Genomic DNA, 21,261 nt, shown 5'->3' on the forward strand with positions numbered 1-21,261 from the left:
TGAAAAACGCCGCGCGAGCCCGAAGGCTTGCGCGGCGCTGCTGAAGCCGCCAGATGCCTCACTCGGCACTCAGGTCATGCGGCTCTTCGCAAGCGGCGGATTGGCCGCGAAATAGCGCTTGATGCCCTTGAGAATCGCGTTGGCCATCTTCTCGCGATAGGCGTCGTCGTTGAGCCGGGTCTCTTCCTCGGGATTGCTGATGAAGGCCGTCTCCACGAGGATCGACGGAATGTCGGGTGCCTTGAGCACCGCAAAGCCCGCCTGCTCGACCGAGCCCTTGTGCAGCTTGTTGATCTCGCCGACCTCGTTGAGCACGAAGCCGCCGTAACGCAGCGAGTCGCGGATCTGCGCCGTCGTCGACATGTCGAAGAGCGCGCGGTTCACGGCGGCGTCGGCCGTCTGCACGCTGATGCCGCCGATCTGGTCCGACGAGTTCTCCTTGTTCGCCATCCAGCGCGCCGCGGCGCTGGTCGCGCCGTGCTCGGAAAGCGCGAACACCGACGAGCCGCGCGCTTCGGGCGTGGTGAACGCATCGGCGTGAATCGAGACGAACAGGTCCGCGCCCACGCGGCGCGCCTTCTGCACGCGCACGTTCAGCGGCACGAAGAAGTCGGCGTCGCGCGTCATCATCGCGCGCATGTTGGGCTGGCCGTCGATCTTCGCGCGCAGCTTCTTCGCGATGTCGAGTGCGACGTGCTTCTCGTAGGTGCCCGCGCTGCCGATTGCGCCCGGGTCCTCGCCGCCGTGGCCCGGATCGATCGCGACCGTCAGCAGGCGCGTGGTGCCGCCCCGGGTGGTTTTCGGCGTGGTGAAGCCGTAGTTGTCGTCGGCGCTGGCGCTGTCGTCGTCGTTGTTGCGCTGGGCGACGACGGGCGGCTTCGGCGCGGCAGGCTTCGGTGCACGCGGCGCAACCACGGGGGGCGCCGGACGCGGCGTGCCCGGCGCGGCGCCCGCGTCGTTCTGCGCGTAGCGCTCGAAGAACGCGTCGCTGTTGTCGTGCGCGGGCGGCGTGTTGGGACCCGCGAGCGTCGGTGGCGTGGAGGGCGGCGCGCTGTCCTTCATCGCTTCGTGCGCGTCGAGCTGCTGCTGCTTGTGCTCGGTTTGCGCGAGCAGGTCCATGAGCGGGTCGGGCGCGACCGCCGGATAGAGGTCGAACACGAGCCGGTACTTGTACGAGCCGATCGGGGCGAGCGTGAACACCTGGGGCTTCACACCGCCCTTGAGGTCGAACACCATGCGCACCACGTGCGGCTGGTACTGGCCCACGCGCACAGCCTGGATCTGCGGGTCGTTCGGCGTGATCTTGGAGACGAGGTTCTTGAGTGCGTCGTCGAGATCGAGTCCGGTGAGATCGACGACGAGACGATCTGGGCCCTGCAGCAGTTGCTGCGTGTTCTGCAGCGGCTGGTCCGATTCGATGGTGACGCGGGTGTAGTCGCGCGCGGGCCACACCCGCACGCCGACGACCGAAGTGGCCCACGCGAGGCGCGGCACGGCAAGACCGAGCACGAGCGTGGAGGCGCCCGCCTTCAGAATCTGCCGGCGACGCCAGTTATGCGTGGCGGTGGCGGCCGATTCGATCGAGCGGAACGGTTTGATTAACATCTTTCTAGACATGCCTTTCCTGATGCGCTGTATGCGTAGGCGGTGAGCACGCGGCCTTCGCCGCTTGCATCCGGCTCCAGCGAGAACACGAGATCGGGTATGCCAAGCAGGCCGCCCGCGCGTTGCGGCCATTCGACGAGGCATACCGCATCTTGCGCGAAATATTCGCGAAAGCCCGAGTCGGCCCATTCGGCCGGATCGCTGAAACGGTACAGATCGAAGTGATAAAGCTGGAGTTCCCCACAGGGCGTGGCGACCGCGTACGGTTCGACGAGCGTGTAGGTGGGGCTGCGCACGCGGCCCGTGTGGCCAAGTGCGCGCAACGTGGCGCGCACGAGCGAGGTCTTGCCCGCGCCGAGGTCGCCGTGCAGCTGCACGTGCAGGCCGTGAAACGGCGGGGCGTCGTGATGCTGCGCGCTCTTTTGTGCAACATTTGCGCGCAGCGAGTCGAGCGCGTGCGCAAAGCGTGCGCCGAAGGCGTCGGTGGCGTCGGCGTCTGCGAGATCGAAACGGCGCGCGAGGAGAACGGCGGCGGATGGATCAAGCGAAAGCGGCGCGTGGTCGTGACCGGGCGTGTCGGGCATTCTCGTAAAATGACGTAATGAACCCCACGCATTCCCCTTCCAACTCCGCGCAGGATGCGCGCGCGTCTTCGGAGGCGCTCGACCCAACGTCCGCTCAGGCGGGTGCTCGAGCGCAGGCTCGAGCTAACGCGCCGCGAGATTCGTCTGCGCCAGCCGTCGAGCAGGCCACGCTGCTCGACGAGGCGGCGCTTGCCGCGCTCGCGGCGCGCATCCGGACGTGGGGGCGCGAGCTGGGGTTCGGTGCGATCGGTATCAGTGACACCGACCTTTCCCATGCCGAGGCGGGCCTCGCCGCGTGGCTCGAAGCGGGCTGCCACGGCGAGATGGATTATATGGCCAAACATGGGATGAAACGCGCGCGGCCCGACGAGCTTGTGGCCGGCACGCGACGCGTGATTACCGCACGCATGGCCTATTTGCCCATCGATACGCTCGCGCCGAATGCAGCGGGAAAGACGCACGAAAGTGCTTCGCAAGGCGGTTCGGATCGCGGTGAGAGCGCTGGCACCGACGTTGGCACGGACGTTGCCCACGAGAGCGTTCACGCCGACTGGCGTCTGCGCGAGCACGCGCGTCTCGCCGACCCGCATGCCGCCGTCGTGTCGATCTACGCGCGCGGCCGCGACTATCACAAGGTCTTGCGCGCGCGGCTGCAGCAGCTTGCCGAGCGCATCGAGGCCGAGATCGGCCAGTTCGGTTTTCGCGTGTTCACCGACTCCGCGCCGGTGCTCGAAGTCGAGCTGGCGCAGAAGGCGGGCGTGGGCTGGCGCGGCAAGCACACGCTGCTCCTGCAGCGCGATGCAGGCTCGCTCTTCTTTCTCGGCGAGATCTACGTGGACGTGCCGCTGCCCACTGACGCCGACGACCCGGCCAGCGCCGCGCCCGAAACGCCGGGCGCGCATTGCGGCAGTTGCACGCGCTGCATCGACGCGTGCCCGACGGGGGCGATCACCGGCCCGTATCGCGTGGATGCGCGCCGCTGCATCTCCTATCTCACGATCGAACTCAAGGGCAGTATTCCCCTGGAACTGCGCGAACTGATCGGCAATCGTGTGTATGGCTGCGACGACTGCCAGCTCGTCTGCCCATGGAACAAGTTCGCGAAGGCCGCGCCCGTCGCGGATTTCGACGTGCGTCATGGGCTCGATCGCGCGAGTCTCGTCGACCTGTTCGGCTGGAGCGCGGCGCAGTTCGACGAGCGCATGCAGGGCAGCGCGATACGGCGCATCGGCTACGAGAGCTGGTCGCGCAATATCGCGGTGGCGATGGGCAATGCGCTGCGCGCCACGCGTGAAGGCGCGGATAGCGCCCGCGACGCCGCGCGCGCGGCGATCGTGACGGCGCTGCGCGAGCGCGAGCATGACGAGTCGGCGGTCGTGCGCGAGCACGTGCTCTGGGCGCTCGAAGCGGCTTGATGCGGATGAAAATGGCAGAGGCTGGCATGGACCTGAAACTGAACGACGGCGCGCTGGAAATCGCGCGCACAACGCGGCACCATGGCGTGCAACGTTCGCGCACGAAGGAGTCGACGATGTTCAACGCAGTGATCGAGGCGCCGTTCGGCAAGGTCGGCATCCGCACCGTCGGGCCCGCGCTGCGCGAGATCGTCTATCTGCCGGGACAGACGGCGAGCGTCGAGCCGGATTGCGAACTCGCCGCGCGCGCGGCTGAGCAGATCGGTCAGTATTTCGAGGACGCCGACGCCGGCTTCGACCTGCCCCTCGCACCGCTCGGCACCGAATTCCAGCGGCGCGTGTGGGACGGCATTTGCGCAATCGAAGCCGGAGAAGTCCTCACCTACGGCGAACTCGCGAAGCGCATCGGCGGCGTCAGCCCGCGCGCCGTGGGCCAGGCGTGCGGCGACAATCCCTTTCCGCTCGTGATCCCGTGTCATCGCGTGGTGTCGGCGAGCGGCCTCGGCGGCTTCGCGCATCACGGCGGCGAAGGCTTCTTTCGCGACGTGAAGCGCTGGCTGCTTGCTCACGAATGCACGTCGAACCGATTTCAACTGCGCTGACACGATGACGATGACGACGAACCCGCCGCCGCTTGCCGCAAGCGATGCCGCCGACGAAGCCGAGCAGGCGCTCGACCCCGCCGCCGCCGAAGCGCTGGCGTCGAGCCTGACCGCCATCGACACGTTCTGCGACGCCATGTGGCTCGAGCACGGCCTCTCGCGCAACACGCTCGACGCCTACCGGCGCGATTTGCGCCTCTTCGCGCAGTGGCTCGCGTGCGAGCGCTCCAATGCGCTCGACACGACCCACGAAGACGATTTGCTCGCCTACAGCGCGCGCCGCAAGGACGATAAATCCACCTCGGCGAACCGGCGTCTTTCGGTGTTTCGCCGCTATTACGGCTGGGCGCTGCGCGAGCAGCGCGTGCATTCGGACCCGACCGTGCGCATCCGCTCGGCGAAGCAGGCGCCGCGTTTTCCGTCCACCTTGAGCGAGGCGCAGGTCGAGGCGCTGCTGGGCGCACCCGATGTCGAGACGCCGCTCGGGCTGCGCGATCGCACGATGCTCGAGCTGATGTACGCGAGCGGCCTGCGCGTGACCGAACTCGTCACGCTCAAGACCGTCGAGGTGGGCCTCAACGAAGGCGTCGTGCGCGTGCTCGGCAAGGGCTCGAAAGAGCGGCTCATTCCGTTCGGCGAGGAGGCGCACGCGTGGATCGAGCGCTACCTGCGCGAGGCGCGGCCGGCGCTGCTCGGCGCACGCACGACCGACGCGCTGTTCGTGACCGCGCGCGCCGAAGGCATGACGCGCCAGCAGTTCTGGCACATCATCAAGCGCCACGCCGCGGCGGCCGGTGTGCATGCGCCGCTCTCGCCGCACACGATGCGCCACGCGTTCGCCACGCACCTGCTCAATCACGGCGCGGACCTGCGGGTCGTGCAGCTTCTGCTCGGCCACAGCGACATCTCCACGACGCAGATCTATACGCACGTCGCGCGCGAGCGGCTGCGCCTGTTGCACGAGAAGCATCATCCGCGCGGCTGACGCTGGCAAACGCGTCTGGTGCAGTCGTTGCGGACCGTGCGATTACAATGCGCCGATGAGCAAAACGAAACACGTGTCCGAAACGCCCGCCACGCAGATGCTGCGCCGCGCGGGCGTCGCCTTCGGCGAGCATCCCTACGAGTACGTCGAGCATGGCGGCACGGAAGAGTCCGCGCGCCAGCTCGGTGTGGACGAGCATCGCGTCGTCAAGACGCTCGTGATGGAGGACGAGCACGCCAAGCCGCTCATCGTCCTCATGCATGGCGACCGCAAGGTGTCGACGAAAAATCTCGCGCGGCAGATCGGCGCGAAGCGCATCGAGCCGTGCAAGCCCGAGGTCGCGAACCGTCATTCGGGGTACTTGGTGGGCGGCACGTCGCCCTTCGGCACGAAGAAAGCCATGCCCGTGTACGTCGAATCGACCATACTCGAACTCGACGAGATCTGGCTCAACGGCGGCCGGCGCGGCTATCTCGTGAGCCTCGCCCCCGCGGTGCTCACGACGCTCCTGAACGCGAAGCCGGTGCAGTGCGCGAGCGTCGAGTAACGGTCGAATAAGGCGCGACCCCCGCTGAGCGGATCCTCGCGCCCGTTCCCGTTGCTTCCCTGATTTACCCTGGTTTGTGCGTGCTTGTGCCGACTGCGCGGGCAGGGCGCGCCCGCGCTTCGGTAGAATGAGCGCCGTCGCGCGCTGCCGGGCGGCGATGACTGTCGCTTCCGCCCGGCGCGCATCGTTCCACTTCCTCCGGGTTTCGTGCATGTACAACCTGTTCGTCGCCGTTCTCGCCTATCTGATCGGCTCGGTTTCGTTCGCCGTGATTGTGAGCGCCTTCATGGGCCTCGACGATCCGCGCTCCTACGGCTCCGGCAATCCCGGCGCGACCAATGTGCTGCGCAGCGGCAACAAGAAGGCCGCGATCCTCACGCTGATCGGCGATGCATTCAAGGGCTGGCTGGCCGTCTGGCTCGTCGCGCACTTCGGCCCGCTTTACGGTCTGGGCGACGCCGCGGTTGCGCTCGCCGCGATCGCCGTATTCCTCGGCCACCTGTATCCGGTGTTCTTCCGCTTCAAGGGCGGCAAGGGCGTCGCCACCGCGGCCGGCGTCCTGCTTGCCGTGAATCCGATTCTCGGTGTCGCCACGCTCGCCACCTGGCTCATCGTCGCGTTCTTCACGCGCTACTCGTCGCTCGCGGCGCTGGCGGCCGCCGTGTTCGCGCCGCTCTACTACGTGTTCATGTTCGGCCCGCGCGTCGTCGCGCTCGCCATCCTCGCCATGAGCGTGCTGCTGTTCTGGCGCCATCGCGCGAACATCTCCAAGCTCATCGCGGGCAAGGAAAGCCGCATCGGCGAGAAGAAGGCGGCCGGCGCGGGCAAGTAGGCCGGCTTGACAGGTCAGATTGCTGCAATCTATTTGTCTGATAATTTCGCTTATCGTCTTTCATCTTCTGGTAAGTAAGTGATTCATGGCGCATCTTCTGCGGATGTGCCCTCAAGAACACCGTGTGGCTTGCCGTAATCCCTGATAGTTCCAGATCAGGCATTTGCGGCTTCCCTCCTTCTATTCCACACGGCATTCCCCCCATGTTTTCCACCATCCGCGCGCGCATCGTCGCGCTATGCGTCGTCATCGTCGTGAGCGCGCTTGCCGCGAATACGGCGCTCAATTATTTCGTCGCCGACTCGCACAACAAGGATTCGATCGACAGCACGCTCACGGCGCTCGAAGAGAGCCACGCCCAGGGCATTGGCGACTGGGTCGCGACGCATGTACGGATGATCGACTCGCTCTAGGACGCCGTGCTCGGGCCGGATCCCGTGCCGGCGCTCAAGCAGATTGCGGCAGCGGGCGGCTTCACCAACGTCTACGTGGGCTATGCCGACCGCACGGCGAAGTTCTCCGACGCCACCGGCATCCCGCCCGACTACGACCCGACCGGGCGCCCCTGGTACAAGCAGGCCGTCGCGGCGGGCAAGGCGGTCGTCACGCCGCCCTATGTGGACGTGGGTACGGGTAAGCTCGTGGTGGCGTTCGCGGAGCCGGTGATTCGCGACGGCGCCGTGAAGGGCGTGATCTCCGGCGACGTGGCGATGGACAGCGTGATCGCCAACGTCCGCTCGATTCACCCCACGCCGGCGAGCTTCGGCATGCTCGTCGACGCGAGCGGGGCGATCGTCGCGCACCCCGACGCGCAGCTCACGCTCAAACCCGTCGCGGAACTCGCGCCCGAGCTGGCCGGCGATCGCCTCAACGCGCTGTTCGCGGCGAGCGAGCCGTTGAAGGTGGACGTGAAGGGCGACGTCAAGCTGATGCGTGCGCAAACGATTCCGGGCACCGACTGGCGCGTGGTGGTCGCTTTCGACCGCGCCGATGCGACGGCGGCGATGCGCTCGCTGCTCACGGCGTCGCTCATTGCGCTCGTGGTGATCGCGGTGGCGGCCGCGGCGATCGTGGCCGCCGCGACGGCCGTGTCGTTCCAGCGCCTCTCGCGCGTGCGCGACGCGATGGACGCGATCAGCGCCGGCGAGGGCGATCTGACGAAGCGCCTGCCCGCCGTGGGCAACGACGAAGTCGCGCAGATCGCGCGCTCGTTCAACGCGTTCATGGACAAGCTGCGCGACGTGATGCGCCACATCCGCGACGCGAGCGAATCGGTGCGTACCGCGAGCGACGAGATCGCGGCGGGCAACGTCGACCTTTCGGGCCGCACCGAATCGGCGGCGGCGAGCCTCGAAGAGACGGCGGCCTCGATGGAGGAGATCACGGCGACGGTCGCGCAGTCGGCGAACGCGGCGCAACAGGCCGACGTGACGGCGGCCACGGCTTCGCAGGCGGCCTCGCGCGGCGGCTCGGTGATCGGCGACGTCGTGCACACGATGGGCGACATCGAGAAGGCGTCCGTGAAGATCGCGGACATCATCGGCGTGATCGACGGCATCGCGTTCCAGACCAACATTCTGGCGTTGAACGCGGCCGTGGAAGCGGCGCGCGCGGGGGAGCAGGGCCGCGGCTTCGCGGTGGTGGCGGGCGAGGTGCGCAGCCTGGCCCAGCGCAGTGCGCAGGCGGCGCGCGAAATCAAGGCGCTGATCGAATCGACCGTCTCCAGCGTGACGTCGGGCTCGCAGCTCGTGCGCCGCGCGGGCTCGACGATGGATGAGATCGTGTCGAATGTCGCGAACGTGACGACCATCATCTCCGAAGTCACCAATGCCGCCGGTGAGCAGACGCGCGGCATCCAGGAGGTGAACCGGGCGGTCAGCCAGCTCGACGAGATGGTTCAGCAGAACGCGGCGCTCGTCGAGCAGTCGACGGCTGCCGCGGCGGCGCTGCGCGGCCAGGCGGCCAATCTCGCGGATGCGGTCGGCCAGTTCAGGCTCGATTGAGGCGAAGGCACGGGTGAACTGAGAAGACGGCGCTGCGGCGCCGTTTTTTCACCTTGACATGCAACCATATGGTTGCATAATCAATGCATGAACGACGACGCCGTATTCCGCGCGCTGGCGGACGCGAGCCGCCGTCAACTGCTCGACCGCCTCCATGCGAAAAACGGTCAGACGCTGACCGATTTATGCGAGGGGCTGGCCATCTCGCGCCAGGCGGTCACGAAGCATCTCACGGTGCTGGAAGAGGCGAATCTCGTCGCGACGCAGCGGCATGGGCGCGAGAAGCGCCATTTCATCAATCCGGTGCCCATCGGCGAGATTGCCGCGCGCTGGATCGGCAAGTTCGAGCACGAGCGCGTGGGCGCGCTCGTCGACCTCAAGCGATCACTCGAAGGAGACAGCCATGAGTAGCGACAAGCACACGCAAGGCAGCGCCCCCGGCAATTCGACGTTCGTCTACGTCACGTTCATCCGCACCACGCCGGAAGCGTTGTGGACGGCGCTCACGAGCCGCGAGTTCACCGAGCGCTACTGGTTCGGCATGCATCACGAATGCGACTGGCAAACGGGATCGTCCTGGTCGCTGCGCTTCGCCGACGGCCGCATCGCCGACTCGGGCGCGGTGGTCGAAGCCGATCCCCCGCGCCGGCTCGTGCTGCGCTGGCGCAACATGTTCCTGGCCGAACTCCATGCCGAGGGCGACTCGCTCTGCACGATCGACATCGAACCCGTGGAGCATGCGGTCAAGCTCACGATTACGCACAGCGTGGCGCGGCCGGGATCGATCTTCATCGAGAAGGTGTCGGGCGGCTGGCCGCGCATCCTCTCGAATCTCAAGACACTGCTGGAAACCGGCGAAGTGCTCATGCCGCTCGTGGTGACGGCGGACTGAGCGCGAGAAAGCGAGCGCGCGCGCGGGGGACGTGTGTAATGAAACGGGGCGGCCTGAGCCGCCCCGCAATACGCTGGACTTGCCGCGTTAATCGCGGAAGTTGTTGAAGTCGAGCGGCGTGTCGGTCACGTCCTTGCGCAGCATGGCGATCACGCTTTGCAGATCGTCGCGCTTGGCGCCCGTCACGCGCACGGCGTCGCCCTGGATGCTCGCCTGCACCTTGATCTTGCTGTCCTTCACGAGCCTCACGATCTTCTTCGCGAGGTCGCCCGAGACACCCTTCTTCACGGTGATGACCTGCTTGACCTTGTCGCCGCCGATCTTCTCGATCTTGCCGTAGTCGAGGAAGCGCACGTCCACATTGCGCTTGGCCATTTTCGACACGAGCACGTCCTTCACCTGGCCGAGCTTGAAGTCGTCGTCGGCGAACGCGGTCAGCTCGCGTTCTTTTTGCTCGACGCGCGAATCCGAGCCCTTGAAGTCGAAGCGTGTGGAGATCTCCTTGTTGGATTGCTCCACGGCATTCTTTACTTCGATCATGTTGGCTTCGCTGACGACGTCAAACGATGGCATTGCTTTCTCCCAAAAGTACGAGGTGCGCAAACGGCGGTGCAAAAGCTATGCAAGCCAGGTGCCCGCGGGTCGCAGCCGCATTTCGCAGTCCACTGACGCATTTTCAGGCAGCGGTTCGCGCACTCGCTATAATCACGGACCGACGCCATTCTACCGGCGCCGTTGCGTTTGCCCAAGGCGGCCTGCCGCCGCCCGGAGGCGAGTCCACGGTGCGCAGGTGCCCGCCGGCGGCCTTTCCGGCCATTTTTCGTCTGCTGTCCATGTTCCGTTCTTCCTCGATGTCCGTCACCCAAACGCCCGTCACTACGTGGTTCGCTGCCGGCTTTGCGCTGCGCGCGCACAACACGTTCGGCTTCGACGTGCGTGCGCGCTACGCGTGCCGGGTCGAAAGCGAGGCCGATCTCGTCGCCGCGGTGCGTGATCCGCGCGCCCAGGGCTTGCGCACGCTCGTGCTGGGTGGCGGCAGCAACGTCGTGCTCACGCGCGACTTCGACGGTCTGGTGCTGCTGATGGCGTTGACCGGCAAGCGCGTTGCGTATGAAGACGGCCACGCCTGGTACGTGGAAGCGGCTGCGGGCGAGAACTGGCACGATTTTGTGTCGTGGACGCTCGCAGCGGGCATGCCGGGTCTCGAGAATCTGGCGCTGATTCCGGGCACAGTGGGCGCGGCGCCCATTCAGAACATCGGCGCCTACGGGCTCGAGATGGCCGAGCGCTGCGTGGCGGTGCGGGCTATCGAGATGGCGACCGGCAAAGCCGTGGAGTTCGACGCGGCCGCCTGCCGCTTCGGTTACCGCGACAGCTTCTTCAAGCGCGAAGGGCGCGATCGCTTCGTCATTACCTCGGTCACGTTCCGTCTGCCGAAGGTCTGGCAAGCCAACGCGGGCTATGCCGACCTTGCGCGCGAGCTGGCGCAGCACAACGCGGGTGAGGCGCCGCATGCGCGCGCCGTGTTCGATGCCGTGGTCGCGGTGCGGCGCGCGAAGCTGCCCGACCCGCTCGAACTGGGCAATGCGGGCAGCTTCTTCAAGAATCCCGTGATCGACGCGCAGCAGTTCGATACGCTCGTCGTGCGCGAGCCGCAGATCGTGTCGTACCACCAGGGTGACGGGCGCGTGAAGCTCGCGGCGGGCTGGATGATCGACCGGTGCGGCTGGAAGGGCCGTGCGCTGCGCGCGGCGGCGGTGCATGAGCGTCAGGCGCTCGTGCTCGTCAATCGCGGCGGGGCGACCGGCGCGGACATTCTCGAACTCGCCGAGGCGATCCAGCGTGACGTCCACGCGCGCTTCGGCGTGGAGCTGGAGCAGGAACCCGTCAGCCTCTAAGGCCGCTCAGGCGCCGCCCGGCGCCTCGCTTGCATCACATCGTCAAATCACCTTGTCCTGGGCCGCGAACACCGGCCCCTGCACGAAGCGCACGTCGTACTGCTGCAACTGCTCGAACTGGGCCGCATCGGTCACGCGGTTGAAAATCAGCGGAATGCGCAGCCGCGCCGCATAGCTCACGAGCGGCTTCACCATCGAATCGCGCAGCGCGGACGCCGCATCCATCTTCACGAAGTCGGGCCGAGGCACGTCCGACACCGAAAGAATCTGCCCGGCATTGGGCAGATTGCCCGCCACCTTGAACCCGTACCGCTGATAGCTCTTCGTGAGATAGCCGAGGAACGTGCGGTGCGCGACCGCCGCCGCCGGCAGCTCGATCACGATGCGTCCGGGGTTGAGCCCGAACGACACCAGCACGTTCGAGAAATGCCGTCCATGGTCGTATTTCACGCTCTTCAGGAGCCGCTCGTGCACGCGCAGGAAGAGTAGCCCGTGCTGCTGGCCACCGAGAAAATTGATGGCGTGCAGCGCGCGCACCATGCGGTCGACCGCGACGAGGTCGGGATCGTCGAGCGTGTCGCTGAATGCGTCGCAGGGCGCGAGCTGGCCGTCCTGCTCACGCAGCGTGACGGCCTGGTAGCCGAGTTCGTCGCCAAAGCGCGACGCCATCGCGAGATCGGCGGTGAGCGACTGCGCCCCGCTGTGCACGCTGATGTCGTAAATCGGCTCGTAGGCGCTCAATAGCTCCACGCCGCGCCGCCGCGCCACGGCCTCTTTGGCGTGCGCGCCAGTGCCCATCGCCAGGTGCTCGCCGAGAAACGGATGGTCGGCGGCGCGGGCAACGAGCTCGGGAATGGTGGGAGCAATCATGGTGATGTAGCGGGAAGCGGATGAAAAGTGCGAGCCCCACACGGGGTCGCATGACCCGATGGTAGCAGCCCGCAGCCGCGCCGGATGGACTGTTTGGTCATAACGTTATCGACCATTCGCGCCAGTTCTGGAGGCGACCGGCTGTCCGTCAGGGTATACGCCTAATTTCACTAATCGTAATTGGTTTTACCATCCGTAAATCGCGTGACGTCATGTCATGACCCGAGAACGTGGAGAGACAGCAATGAACGCACCTTTGCGGCACCCAACCGAAGTCCAGCACGGCTACATGAGCGGCTTTGCCAACGAGTTCGCGACCGAGGCGCTGGCGGGCGCGCTGCCCGCAGGCCAGAACTCGCCGCAGCGCTGCGCCTATGGCCTGTACGCCGAGCAGCTCTCGGGCACCGCATTCACCGCGCCGCGCTCGCACAACCGCCGCACGTGGTTCTACCGGATCCGCCCGGGCGCCGTGCATCAGCCGTTTGCGCCGGTCGCCTCGCGTCTCGATGTGAACGGCGCGCCGCGCCTCGTCGCCGATTTCGGCGATGTGCCGCCCACGCCGCCCAACCAGCTGCGCTGGGACGCGCTGCCCATGCCTGCGGAGCCCACCGATTTCATCGACGGCTGGGTGACGATGTCGGGCAACGGCTCGGCGGCCTCGATGAGCGGCTGCGCGATCCACCTGTACGCGGCGAACCGGCCGATGGTGGACCGCTTTTTCTACAACACCGACGGCGAACTGCTGATCGTCCCGCAGCAAGGGCGTCTCGCGATCCGTACGGAGATGGGCCGGCTCGACGTCGAGCCGTTCGAGATCGTCGTGATCCCGCGCGGCGTGCGCTTCACGGTGGATCTGCCCGATGGCGAAGCCCGCGGCTATATCTGCGAGAACTTCGGCGCGCTCCTGCGTCTGCCGGATCTCGGCGTGATCGGCTCGAACGGCCTCGCGAATCCGCGCGACTTCCTCACGCCCGTCGCTGCGTATGAAGACCGCGAAGGTGCGTTCGAACTCGTCACGAAGCTAAACGGCCAGCTCTGGCGCGCCGACATCGGCCACTCGCCGCTCGACGTGGTGGCGTGGCACGGCAACTACGCGCCCTACAAGTACGATCTGCGCCGCTTCAACACCATCGGCTCGATCAGCTACGACCACCCCGATCCGTCGATCTTTCTCGTGCTGCATGCGCCCACGGACACGCCGGGCGTCGACTCGATCGACTTCGTGATCTTCCCGCCGCGCTGGCTCGCGGCCGAGAACACGTTCCGTCCGCCCTGGTATCACCGCAACGTGGCGAGCGAGTTCATGGGCCTCGTGCATGGCGTGTACGACGCCAAGTCCGAAGGCTTCGTGCCGGGCGGCGCGAGCCTGCACAACTGCATGACGGGCCACGGGCCCGACGCCGAGACCTTCGAGAAGGCATCGAACTCCGACACGACCCAACCGCACAAGGTCGGCGACACGATGGCCTTCATGTTCGAGACCCGCACGCTGATCCGCCCGACGCGCTACGCGCTCGAAACGAGCCAGCTGCAGGCGCATTACTACGAGTGCTGGCAAGGCCTCGCGAAACACTTCAATCCGGAGCAGCAATGAACAGCACCATGACGGACGAACTCAAGGCGACGCTCGACGCGAGGCGCAAGAGCTGGGTCGAGAGCGCGAACGACGCCCAGTGCGATTTCCCGATCCAGAACCTGCCGTTCGGCGTGTTCAGCGACGCCAAGAACGCAACGGCGCGCGTGGGCGTGGCGATCGGCGACCTCGTGGCGGACCTTGCGGTGCTGCACGAAGCCGGGCTGCTGCATCTGCCTGCGAATGCGCAGCAAGACGTCTTTGCGCGTACCGCGCTGAACGACTTCATCGCGCTTGGCCGCGAGACGTGGCGCAGCGTGCGCGTGCAGCTCTCGTCGCTGCTCGCGCGCGACACGGCCACGCTGCGCGACGACGCGGCATTGCGCCAGCGCGCGTTCGTGAAGCTCGCCGACGCGAAGCTGCATCTGCCCGTGCAGATTCCGGGCTACACCGACTTTTACTCGTCGAAGGAACACGCGACGAACGTCGGCTCGATGTTTCGCGATCCGAAGAATGCGCTGCTGCCGAACTGGTCCGAGATGCCGATCGGCTATAACGGCCGCGCGTCGTCGGTGGTGGTGAGCGGCACGCCGGTGCGCCGCCCGAACGGCCAGTTGAAGCTGCCCGATCAGGAGCGTCCGGTGTTCGGCGCGTGCCGTAAGCTCGATATCGAGCTGGAAACGGGCTTCATCGTCGGGCGCGGCAATGCGCTCGGCGAGCCGATTGCGTGCGAAGACGCCGAGGACCACATCTTCGGCATGGTGCTGCTCAACGACTGGAGCGCGCGCGATATCCAGCAATGGGAGTACGTGCCGCTCGGGCCGTTCAACGCGAAGACCTTCGCTTCCACGATCTCGCCGTGGGTCGTCACGCTCGACGCGCTGGAGCCGTTCCGCGTCGCGCAGCCGGTGCAGGAGCCGCAGCCGCTCGAATACCTGCGGCACGAGGGCGACCACGCGTTCGACATTGCGCTCGAAGTGCGGATGCAGCCCGAAGGCGCGGCCGAGGCGACGACCATCGCACGCACGAATTTCCGCCACATGTACTGGTCGATGGCGCAGCAGCTCGCGCATCACACCGTGGCCGGGTGCAACACGCGCGTGGGCGACCTGATGGGTTCGGGCACGATCTCGGGCCCGACGCCGGACTCGTTCGGCAGCCTGCTCGAACTCACATGGAACGCGAAGAATCCGCTCGAACTGAAGAGCGGCGGCACGCGCGGCTTCATCGAAGACGGCGACGAACTCACGCTAGCGGGCTGGTGCCAGGGCGATGGTTATCGTGTGGGGTTCGGTGCCTGCGTCGGCAAGATCCTCCCGGCGCTGAAGTAACCACGCCTCGACTCAGCAAGCAAAACGGCCGATGCACCTTGAAGGCGCATCGGCCGTTTTTTCGTTCGTGCTCGTGTTATGCGCGCGCTTGCGCCAGCCCGCGCAAGCGCTCCCACCGCAACGCACCGAGAAACACCAGCGCCCCCGCAAACAGCACCCACAGCATCGCGTCGCGGCCCGCATGCTCCATCAGCGCGCCGGTGACGATCGGGCCGCCGAAGCTCGCCGCGCTCCACGCCGCGCTCACGAGCGCGCTCGCGGAAACCAGCGCGACGCCCTCGAAACGCTCGCCGCAGGCCACGATGGCGAGCGTATAAATCGAGCCCGCCGCCGCGCCCAGCACGAAGAGGAGCGGCCAGCGCAGCCAGGGCGTAGCGACGACGAAGGGCAACAGCGGCAGCAGCAGCGCGACGATCACGCCCATGAGCGCATGCACGCGCTCGCGGCCGAGCCGGTCGGCGAGCCAGCCGATGGGGAATTGCATGGTCGTGTCGCCGAGCAGCACGACCGAGGCGAACAGCACGGCCACCTCGGTGTCGATGCCGTGACCCATCGCGAAGAGCGGCAACAGCGAGAGCGCGAGCGTATCGAACAGCGCGAAAAAGCCGGTGGCGACGATGAGCGCGGGCATCTTCGGCATCACGTGACGCCAGCTTCCGTGCGGCTCGTGCATGTCAGTTTGCTGCGGGTTCGAGCGGATCGCCGCGAGCATCGGCAGGGCGATGAGAAAGATCGCGCCGCAGATCGCGAAGCGCCACGCCGTATAGCCCGCGATCTGGCTCACGAGTACCGGGCCCGACATCTGGAACAGCGTGAACGTGGTCGCGTAGATGCCCACCACGCGGCCGCGGTTCGAGTCGTCGGCGAGTTCGTTGACCCAGGCTTCGCCGATGGTGAAGAGCAGCATGAGCGCCGCGCCGCAGAGCATGCGCAGGAGCGCCCAGAGCCACAGGTTGGCGCTTGCCTGCATCAATGCGGTCGCGACGGCCACGGTCAGCACCGAGCCGACGATCACCTGGCGCGAGCCGAAGCGTGTCGAGATCCATGCCGTGAACGGCACGACGGCGAGGCCCCCCAGCGCCTGGGCGGCGGTGAGCAGGCCGACGATGGCGGTGCCGTAGCCGGCATCGGTGAGGGCGAGGGCGGTGAGCGGAAGCGTCGCGCCGGAGCCGAGGCCGACCACGGCCACGCTCAGGATCAGCGCGAGAAAGTCGCGGGTGAGGACGGTTTTCATCGGGCGAGATGCTACTACGTGCGCGCGAAAATCGCGGCGCAGGCGTGCCTCGGTTTGAACGCGCGCGACTCGGCGCGACACGCGCCTGTCCGTGCGCGCATCGAGAAACGCATCAAGCGCAGGAAGTCGGCCCGGAAACCGCTACGCGACGGCGCGCGCGCCGGTCGATTTGCGCAGAAACCAGCGTGAGCGCGAGCGCCGCGAACGCGGTGGCCACGCCCACCCACGGCAGCGCCGTGAGCGGCGCGCCCGCGCTGATCGCCACGCCCCCGATCCACGCGCCGCCCGCATTGCCGAGATTGAACGCGCCCTGGTTGAGCGTGGAGGCGAGGTTGGGCGCGTCGCTCGCGCGGTTGACGATCAGTATTTGGAGCGGCGGCACGATCGCGAACGCAAGAATGCCCCACACGAAGATCGTTGCCATGGCCGCGATCGGGTCGTGCATCGTCAGCGAGAACGCGGCGAGCACCACGGCGATCATGGCGAGGAAGGTGAGCAGCGAGCGCATGAGCTTCCAGTCGGCGAGCTTGCCGCCCAGCGTGCTGCCTACCGTGAGCCCGAGGCCGAACAGCAGCAGCACGAACGTGACTTCATGCGGCGAGAAACCGGTCACGTCTTCGAGAATCGGCGTGATGTAGGTGAACACCGCAAAGAGGCTGGCCGAGGCGAGCACGCTCATGCCGAGCACCATGAGCACCTGCGGGTTCTTCAGCACGCCGAACTCATGCACGAGGCTCGCCTTCTGCATTTCGATCTTCGCGGGCAGGCACACCTGCAGCGCCGCCGCCGCGAGGATGCCGATGGCCGTCACGGCCCAGAACGTCGTGCGCCAGCCGGCGATCTGGCCGAGCGCCGTGCCGAGCGGCACGCCCAGCACGTTGGCGAGCGTCAGGCCCGTGAACATCAGCGCGATGGCCTGGGCACGGCGGTTCGGCGCGACGAGGCCAGCCGCGACCACCGAGCCGATGCCGAAGAACGCGCCGTGGCAGAACGCGGTGACGATGCGCGCGGCCATCAGGATCGAGTAGTTCGGGGCGAGCGCACACAACAGGTTGCCGACGATGAAGATGCCGATCAGGCGCATGAGTGCCTGCTTGCGCGGCACATTGGCAATGGCGATGGCGACGATGGGCGCGCCGATCGTCACGCCGAGCGCGTAGGCCGAGACGAGCATGCCCGCCGCCGGGATCGAGACGCTCAGGTCGCGCGCGACGTCGGGCAGCAGGCCCATGATGACGAATTCGGTGGTACCGATACCAAAGGCGGCAACGGCAAGGGCGAGAAGAGGCAAGGGCATGGCGAGTGGTCGGCGCAGGTCGGCGACGGGCCTTGAGCGCGAAGCCGTTTTATTTAAGTCAACGCGGAATTGTACTGAAACCTGACACAACGCATACGGCACGCTTTTCAATGCTGTTGGGAAAACAACAGCCTGTCTCGCCGCAACCCGTTCACCGTTCCTTCATTTTTCTTGACGATTTCTACAGGTTACGTGCATGGCGCAACGCGCTCGCGGGCAGCACGATACCCACACGATCCAGCGAGCGAAACAGTCCGCCATCCGGTCCGCCCGCCGGCAGGCGCAGCCCTCGCATCGTCCGTCCCGCGCATGACGGAACCGAACATGCGCAACCCTCCTGGAGCGATGACATGAACACGATGAACACAGTACGCATCGCGGTGGCCGCAGCGGCCGCCTTATTCGCAGGTAGTGCGCTGGCGCAACCGCAAAGCGACGACCAGACACAACAGGCCAGCACGCCGCCGGCTGCGCAGGACGTCGGCGGCGCGCCGATGTCGACGAGCGCTTCGGGTGCGCCGATGGCGCTCACGCACGCGCAGGTCTACCAGGACCTGGTGCGCTCCGAGCAATCGGGCCAGCAGAAGGCGCTGAGCGAAGGGCTCTATCACGGGAACTGAGTCAACAGGGAGACCCAGGTATCAGGACGGCGACCCGACGCGCTCTCGCGATCTGCGCCAGGCGCTCAGCGTGTCGGGCCGCCGCCAATATGTTTTTCGATGAGCCGCATGCGCCCCGTCGGACGCCAGGGCGCGAACCATGGATTCGTGCGCAACTCGCATAGCCGCGAACTGCGCTCGGCCAGCGCCGTTTCGAGCCAGCGGAACATTTCGTCGGGTTGCGCGAGGCGCGCATAGGCCTCGGCGATGAGCAGCGGCGAGGTGTACCGGGCCCGCCGCCGCGCGAGCAGATCTTCCAGATACCAGCGCAACACCGCGTCATAGCCGCCCGTTTCCCAGCGAGCGCGAATGGTGCTCGCGCGCGCCTGCTGGTTGCAGCGTTCGAGCGCCTCCACGGTGGCGTCCACGGCCTGCGCGTAGAGCTTTTTCACTTCGAACGCGGTAGCGAGCAACTGATAGACGAGCGGCGGATGGTCCATGTGCCCCGGCGCGAGATATTCGCTCACGACTTCCGCATGCCTGCCCGACATCACCATACCGAACGCGCGTGACCCCTGGAACGCCAGCGGATCGATGCGTTCGGCGCGCTCCATCGCGGCGTCGCCTTCCGCGCGGCGGCCCGCCGCCACCAGCATGCGCGCATAGAGCCGATGCGCCTCCGGGTAACTCGGGTTGCGCCGCAGTGCGGCCTTGAAGCCAGCCTCGGCCTGGTCCCAGTCCCAGTCGTAGAAGTAGCGCACGGCCGCGAGCGCGTGATGCGCCTCGGGCAGGTCCGGGTCGAGTTCGAGCGCGCTCTCGGCAAGCGAGCGTGCGACCGGCCAGCCATCGTCGGGTGCGACGAAGCCATGCACCACCGTCGATCCGTAGTAGTTCGAAAGGCCCGTATAGCCGAGCGCATAACTCGGGTCGTGCTCGAGCGCGGACTCGAAGTAGGTGCGGCTGCGCACGAAGTCTTCGCCGTCGATGCCGTGATGTGCGCAAAAGCCCGCTTCGAAATGCACGCGGCGATACCAGAAGAAACGCCCGCGCACATATGCGTCGTGCGCGGCGGGATCGACGGGCAGGCGCCGCTCGAGGCGCGTGCGCTGTTGCTCGGAAAGCGTGGACGCCAGGTTCTCGGCGAGCGCCGCGACCGCTTCCTTGAGGATGTCGAGCGCGCCTTGCGTGGCGCTTTCGTGCGCGCGGCTCCAGATCTGCGCTTCGTCGGCGCAGCGGATCAGACGCGTGAGGATGCGGGTTTGCTGCCCCGCGCGCGTGAGCGAGCCTTCGAGCACGAAGTCGAGTTTCAGCTCGCGCGCGATCTCGCCGATGCTCTTTTGCGTCGCGCGGTATCGCGCCGCCGTGGTGCGCGCGATCGTGAGCAGGCGCTCCGGGTTGAGCGCGCCGAGCGTGACCGAGATCTCGTCGGCGAGCGCGCTGCACAGGCTGTCCTGGCTCGCGTCGCCGGTGTGGTTGGCGAACGGCAGCACCAGCATGCGCACGGCGGGCGGCGCGTGCTCGCTCTCGCGCGGCGCGTGCGGGTCGCGCGCGGCAGCCGGCGCATCGTGAGCGTCGGCAAGTGCGGGCAGGATGCCGTCGAACCGGTAGCCCTTGCCCTTCACGGTGATGAGGTGACGCGGTTTGGCGGGGTCGTCGGCGAGCGCGATGCGGATCTTGCGGATCGCCGTGTTCAGGCCGTTGTCGGTGTCGCGAAAGGGGCTGCCGGCCCACAGCCGGTCGACGATGTCCGCGCGCGAGATCAGCTCGCCGCGGCGCGAGGCCAGCAGGATCAGCAGATCCATGGGCAACCGCTCCAGCTTGACCTCCGTACCTTCGCGTCGCAACTGGTACCGCTCGACGTCGAGTTCGAAGTCCGCGAAGCGGATGATTCGATCCGTCGGCATGAGATCTCTCCCGTGATGCGGCATCAGGGAAGGGGGCGCCGGGGCGGTTCGTCTGAAGATTGCCGTTAGACGACGCAGCAGGACTCAGCGTCATGACACATGGCGGCAGGGGCGGGGGCAGCGGCGCGGATCAATTTCAATGTAGTGGGTCGCGCGCGCGCCTTCAAGCGTCAAGCGCTGCGCACGGTGGCCATCGGCACGTCGATCGACTCAATCGACCGTCGCGAGGGTTCGCGTGCGATTTTCGTTTGGCGGACTACGGTTCGCGTGGATCGAGCGGTTCACCGTGACGGCCCGCGCCGGCCGCGAAGCGCGCCGCGAGTGCGAGCCCTTCGTCGAGCACCGCGCGATAGCCGAGCGCGCCTTCGCGGCGCAGCGCCTCGGCGGTGTCGGGCAGCATGCTGTGCTCGAGCGCCGAGCGGCGGTCCGCGAGCAACGCCGCCTGCGGCAGCGCCGCGAGTTGCGCGGCCAACTGCTCGGCGGCCGCGCGCGCGCCGCCCTTTGCGACCACACGATTGGCGAGGCCGAATGCGAGGGCTTCGTGCGCATCGACGGCGCGGCCCGTGAGGATCAGATCGAGTGCGCGCGACAGGCCGATCAGGCGCGGCAGGCGCACCGTGCCGCCATCGATGAGCGGCACGCCCACGCGGCGGCAAAACACGCCGAGCACGGCGTCTTCTTCGACCACGCGCAGGTCGCACAGCAGTGCGAGTTCGAGCCCGCCCGCCACGGCATAGCCCGAAATCGCTGCGATCACGGGCTTGCTGAGCGACATGCGCGTGGGTCCGAGCGGGCCTGGGCCGCTGCCGTCGGCGTGGATTTCATTGCGGCGTGCGGGATCGGCGAGCGCGCTGAGGTCCGCGCCCGCGCAGAACGTGCCGCCCGCGCCGTACAGCACGCCCGCGAGCCATGCGGGATTTTCCTCGAAGCGCGTAAAGGCGGCAGCGAGTGCATTCGCAACGGGCCGGTCGATGGCGTTGCGCTGCGCCGGGCGCTCGAGCACGAGAATTGCTACACGTTCCTGAGTCTCGATACGGACGTGCTCGCCGAAAGTTTCGATCGTCATTTGTGGCTCCTCGATGCGCCCCGC

At 67.0% G+C, this 21,261-nt stretch carries 19 protein-coding genes and 1 pseudogene; 12 read left to right on the forward strand and 8 right to left on the reverse strand.

Going from position 1 to position 21,261, the window contains the following annotated elements; genetic code table 11:
- Positions 1 to 69: 69 nt before the first annotated feature.
- Together AB4Y35_RS10570 and tsaE are read right to left on the reverse strand one after the other, a co-directional pair.
- A complete protein-coding gene (locus AB4Y35_RS10570) occupies positions 70 to 1,617 on the reverse strand; it encodes an N-acetylmuramoyl-L-alanine amidase (protein ID WP_368704341.1) in 1,548 nt (515 codons plus the stop codon).
- Positions 1,599 to 2,189 carry a tRNA (adenosine(37)-N6)-threonylcarbamoyltransferase complex ATPase subunit type 1 TsaE gene (gene tsaE / locus AB4Y35_RS10575; protein WP_368704342.1) on the reverse strand — a complete coding sequence of 197 codons (591 nt, stop codon included), beginning with the start codon at positions 2,187 to 2,189 and terminating at the stop codon, positions 1,599 to 1,601. Before tsaE ends, AB4Y35_RS10570 begins: the two co-directional genes overlap by 19 nt.
- 17 nt (positions 2,190 to 2,206) lie before the next feature.
- Here tsaE and queG point away from each other — a divergent pair, with 17 nt between their 5' ends.
- The 8 genes and pseudogenes from queG to AB4Y35_RS10615 all read left to right on the forward strand — a co-directional run bounded on the left by queG (position 2,207) and on the right by AB4Y35_RS10615 (position 9,465).
- The gene (gene queG / locus AB4Y35_RS10580; protein ID WP_368704343.1) at positions 2,207 to 3,604 is read left to right on the forward strand and encodes a tRNA epoxyqueuosine(34) reductase QueG; all 1,398 of its coding nucleotides are present in this window, start codon (positions 2,207 to 2,209) and stop codon (positions 3,602 to 3,604) included.
- A 116-nt stretch (positions 3,605 to 3,720) separates the two neighbouring features.
- Entirely contained in the window at positions 3,721 to 4,206 is a 486-nt protein-coding gene (locus AB4Y35_RS10585; RefSeq protein WP_368696125.1) for a methylated-DNA--[protein]-cysteine S-methyltransferase, read from the forward strand.
- A 10-nt stretch (positions 4,207 to 4,216) separates the two neighbouring features.
- Positions 4,217 to 5,191, forward strand: coding sequence for a site-specific tyrosine recombinase XerD (xerD, locus tag AB4Y35_RS10590; RefSeq protein WP_368704344.1), 975 nt, complete (start codon positions 4,217 to 4,219; stop codon positions 5,189 to 5,191).
- 55 nt (positions 5,192 to 5,246) lie between these two features.
- Entirely contained in the window at positions 5,247 to 5,738 is a 492-nt protein-coding gene (gene ybaK, locus AB4Y35_RS10595) for a Cys-tRNA(Pro) deacylase (RefSeq protein ID WP_133182557.1), read from the forward strand.
- A gap of 211 nt (positions 5,739 to 5,949) precedes the next feature.
- On the forward strand, positions 5,950 to 6,570 hold the full coding sequence (gene plsY, locus AB4Y35_RS10600; RefSeq protein ID WP_368690373.1) for a glycerol-3-phosphate 1-O-acyltransferase PlsY: 621 nt from the start codon (positions 5,950 to 5,952) through the stop codon (positions 6,568 to 6,570).
- A gap of 203 nt (positions 6,571 to 6,773) precedes the next feature.
- Positions 6,774 to 8,573 (forward strand): annotated as a pseudogene (locus tag AB4Y35_RS10605) (methyl-accepting chemotaxis protein).
- A gap of 87 nt (positions 8,574 to 8,660) precedes the next feature.
- The gene (locus tag AB4Y35_RS10610) at positions 8,661 to 8,984 is read left to right on the forward strand and encodes an ArsR/SmtB family transcription factor (protein WP_368616805.1); all 324 of its coding nucleotides are present in this window, start codon (positions 8,661 to 8,663) and stop codon (positions 8,982 to 8,984) included.
- Positions 8,977 to 9,465 carry an SRPBCC family protein gene (locus AB4Y35_RS10615; protein ID WP_368704345.1) on the forward strand — a complete coding sequence of 163 codons (489 nt, stop codon included), beginning with the start codon at positions 8,977 to 8,979 and terminating at the stop codon, positions 9,463 to 9,465. The genes AB4Y35_RS10610 and AB4Y35_RS10615 overlap by 8 nt, the downstream gene beginning before the upstream one ends.
- Before the next feature lie 87 nt (positions 9,466 to 9,552).
- Here AB4Y35_RS10615 and AB4Y35_RS10620 read toward each other — a convergent pair whose 3' ends face one another.
- A complete protein-coding gene (locus tag AB4Y35_RS10620) occupies positions 9,553 to 10,038 on the reverse strand; it encodes a YajQ family cyclic di-GMP-binding protein (RefSeq protein WP_028209548.1) in 486 nt (161 codons plus the stop codon).
- A 278-nt stretch (positions 10,039 to 10,316) separates the two neighbouring features.
- Between AB4Y35_RS10620 and murB the strand changes: the two genes are divergently transcribed.
- Positions 10,317 to 11,363 carry a UDP-N-acetylmuramate dehydrogenase gene (gene murB, locus AB4Y35_RS10625; protein ID WP_368704346.1) on the forward strand — a complete coding sequence of 349 codons (1,047 nt, stop codon included), beginning with the start codon at positions 10,317 to 10,319 and terminating at the stop codon, positions 11,361 to 11,363.
- A gap of 42 nt (positions 11,364 to 11,405) precedes the next feature.
- On the opposite strand, the gene AB4Y35_RS10630 is transcribed toward murB, so the two are convergent.
- The gene (locus tag AB4Y35_RS10630; RefSeq protein WP_342919268.1) at positions 11,406 to 12,233 is read right to left on the reverse strand and encodes an EAL domain-containing protein; all 828 of its coding nucleotides are present in this window, start codon (positions 12,231 to 12,233) and stop codon (positions 11,406 to 11,408) included.
- Between the two features lie 244 nt (positions 12,234 to 12,477).
- Between AB4Y35_RS10630 and hmgA the strand changes: the two genes are divergently transcribed.
- Both hmgA and fahA read left to right on the forward strand, forming a co-directional pair.
- Complete coding sequence (gene hmgA, locus AB4Y35_RS10635; RefSeq protein WP_368704347.1) at positions 12,478 to 13,827, forward strand: homogentisate 1,2-dioxygenase; 1,350 nt, start codon at positions 12,478 to 12,480, stop codon at positions 13,825 to 13,827.
- The gene (gene fahA / locus AB4Y35_RS10640; protein WP_368704348.1) at positions 13,824 to 15,137 is read left to right on the forward strand and encodes a fumarylacetoacetase; all 1,314 of its coding nucleotides are present in this window, start codon (positions 13,824 to 13,826) and stop codon (positions 15,135 to 15,137) included. Before hmgA ends, fahA begins: the two co-directional genes overlap by 4 nt.
- A gap of 76 nt (positions 15,138 to 15,213) precedes the next feature.
- Here the strand turns inward: fahA and AB4Y35_RS10645 are convergent, their stop codons facing one another.
- Together AB4Y35_RS10645 and AB4Y35_RS10650 are read right to left on the reverse strand one after the other, a co-directional pair.
- A complete protein-coding gene (locus AB4Y35_RS10645; RefSeq protein WP_368704349.1) occupies positions 15,214 to 16,371 on the reverse strand; it encodes an MFS transporter in 1,158 nt (385 codons plus the stop codon).
- A gap of 112 nt (positions 16,372 to 16,483) precedes the next feature.
- A complete protein-coding gene (locus AB4Y35_RS10650; protein WP_368704350.1) occupies positions 16,484 to 17,668 on the reverse strand; it encodes an MFS transporter in 1,185 nt (394 codons plus the stop codon).
- A 350-nt stretch (positions 17,669 to 18,018) separates the two neighbouring features.
- Between AB4Y35_RS10650 and AB4Y35_RS10655 the strand changes: the two genes are divergently transcribed.
- On the forward strand, positions 18,019 to 18,288 hold the full coding sequence (locus AB4Y35_RS10655) for a hypothetical protein (protein ID WP_368704351.1): 270 nt from the start codon (positions 18,019 to 18,021) through the stop codon (positions 18,286 to 18,288).
- A 65-nt stretch (positions 18,289 to 18,353) separates the two neighbouring features.
- Here AB4Y35_RS10655 and AB4Y35_RS10660 read toward each other — a convergent pair whose 3' ends face one another.
- Both AB4Y35_RS10660 and AB4Y35_RS10665 read right to left on the reverse strand, forming a co-directional pair.
- Entirely contained in the window at positions 18,354 to 20,171 is a 1,818-nt protein-coding gene (locus AB4Y35_RS10660) for a winged helix-turn-helix domain-containing protein (protein ID WP_368704352.1), read from the reverse strand.
- A 256-nt stretch (positions 20,172 to 20,427) separates the two neighbouring features.
- Positions 20,428 to 21,237, reverse strand: a complete 810-nt coding sequence (locus AB4Y35_RS10665; protein WP_368704353.1) for a crotonase/enoyl-CoA hydratase family protein — start codon at positions 21,235 to 21,237, stop codon at positions 20,428 to 20,430.
- Positions 21,238 to 21,261: the final 24 nt, after the last annotated feature.

This window comes from Paraburkholderia sp. EG286A, assembly GCF_040965375.1.
Lineage (GTDB): Bacteria > Pseudomonadota > Gammaproteobacteria > Burkholderiales > Burkholderiaceae > Paraburkholderia.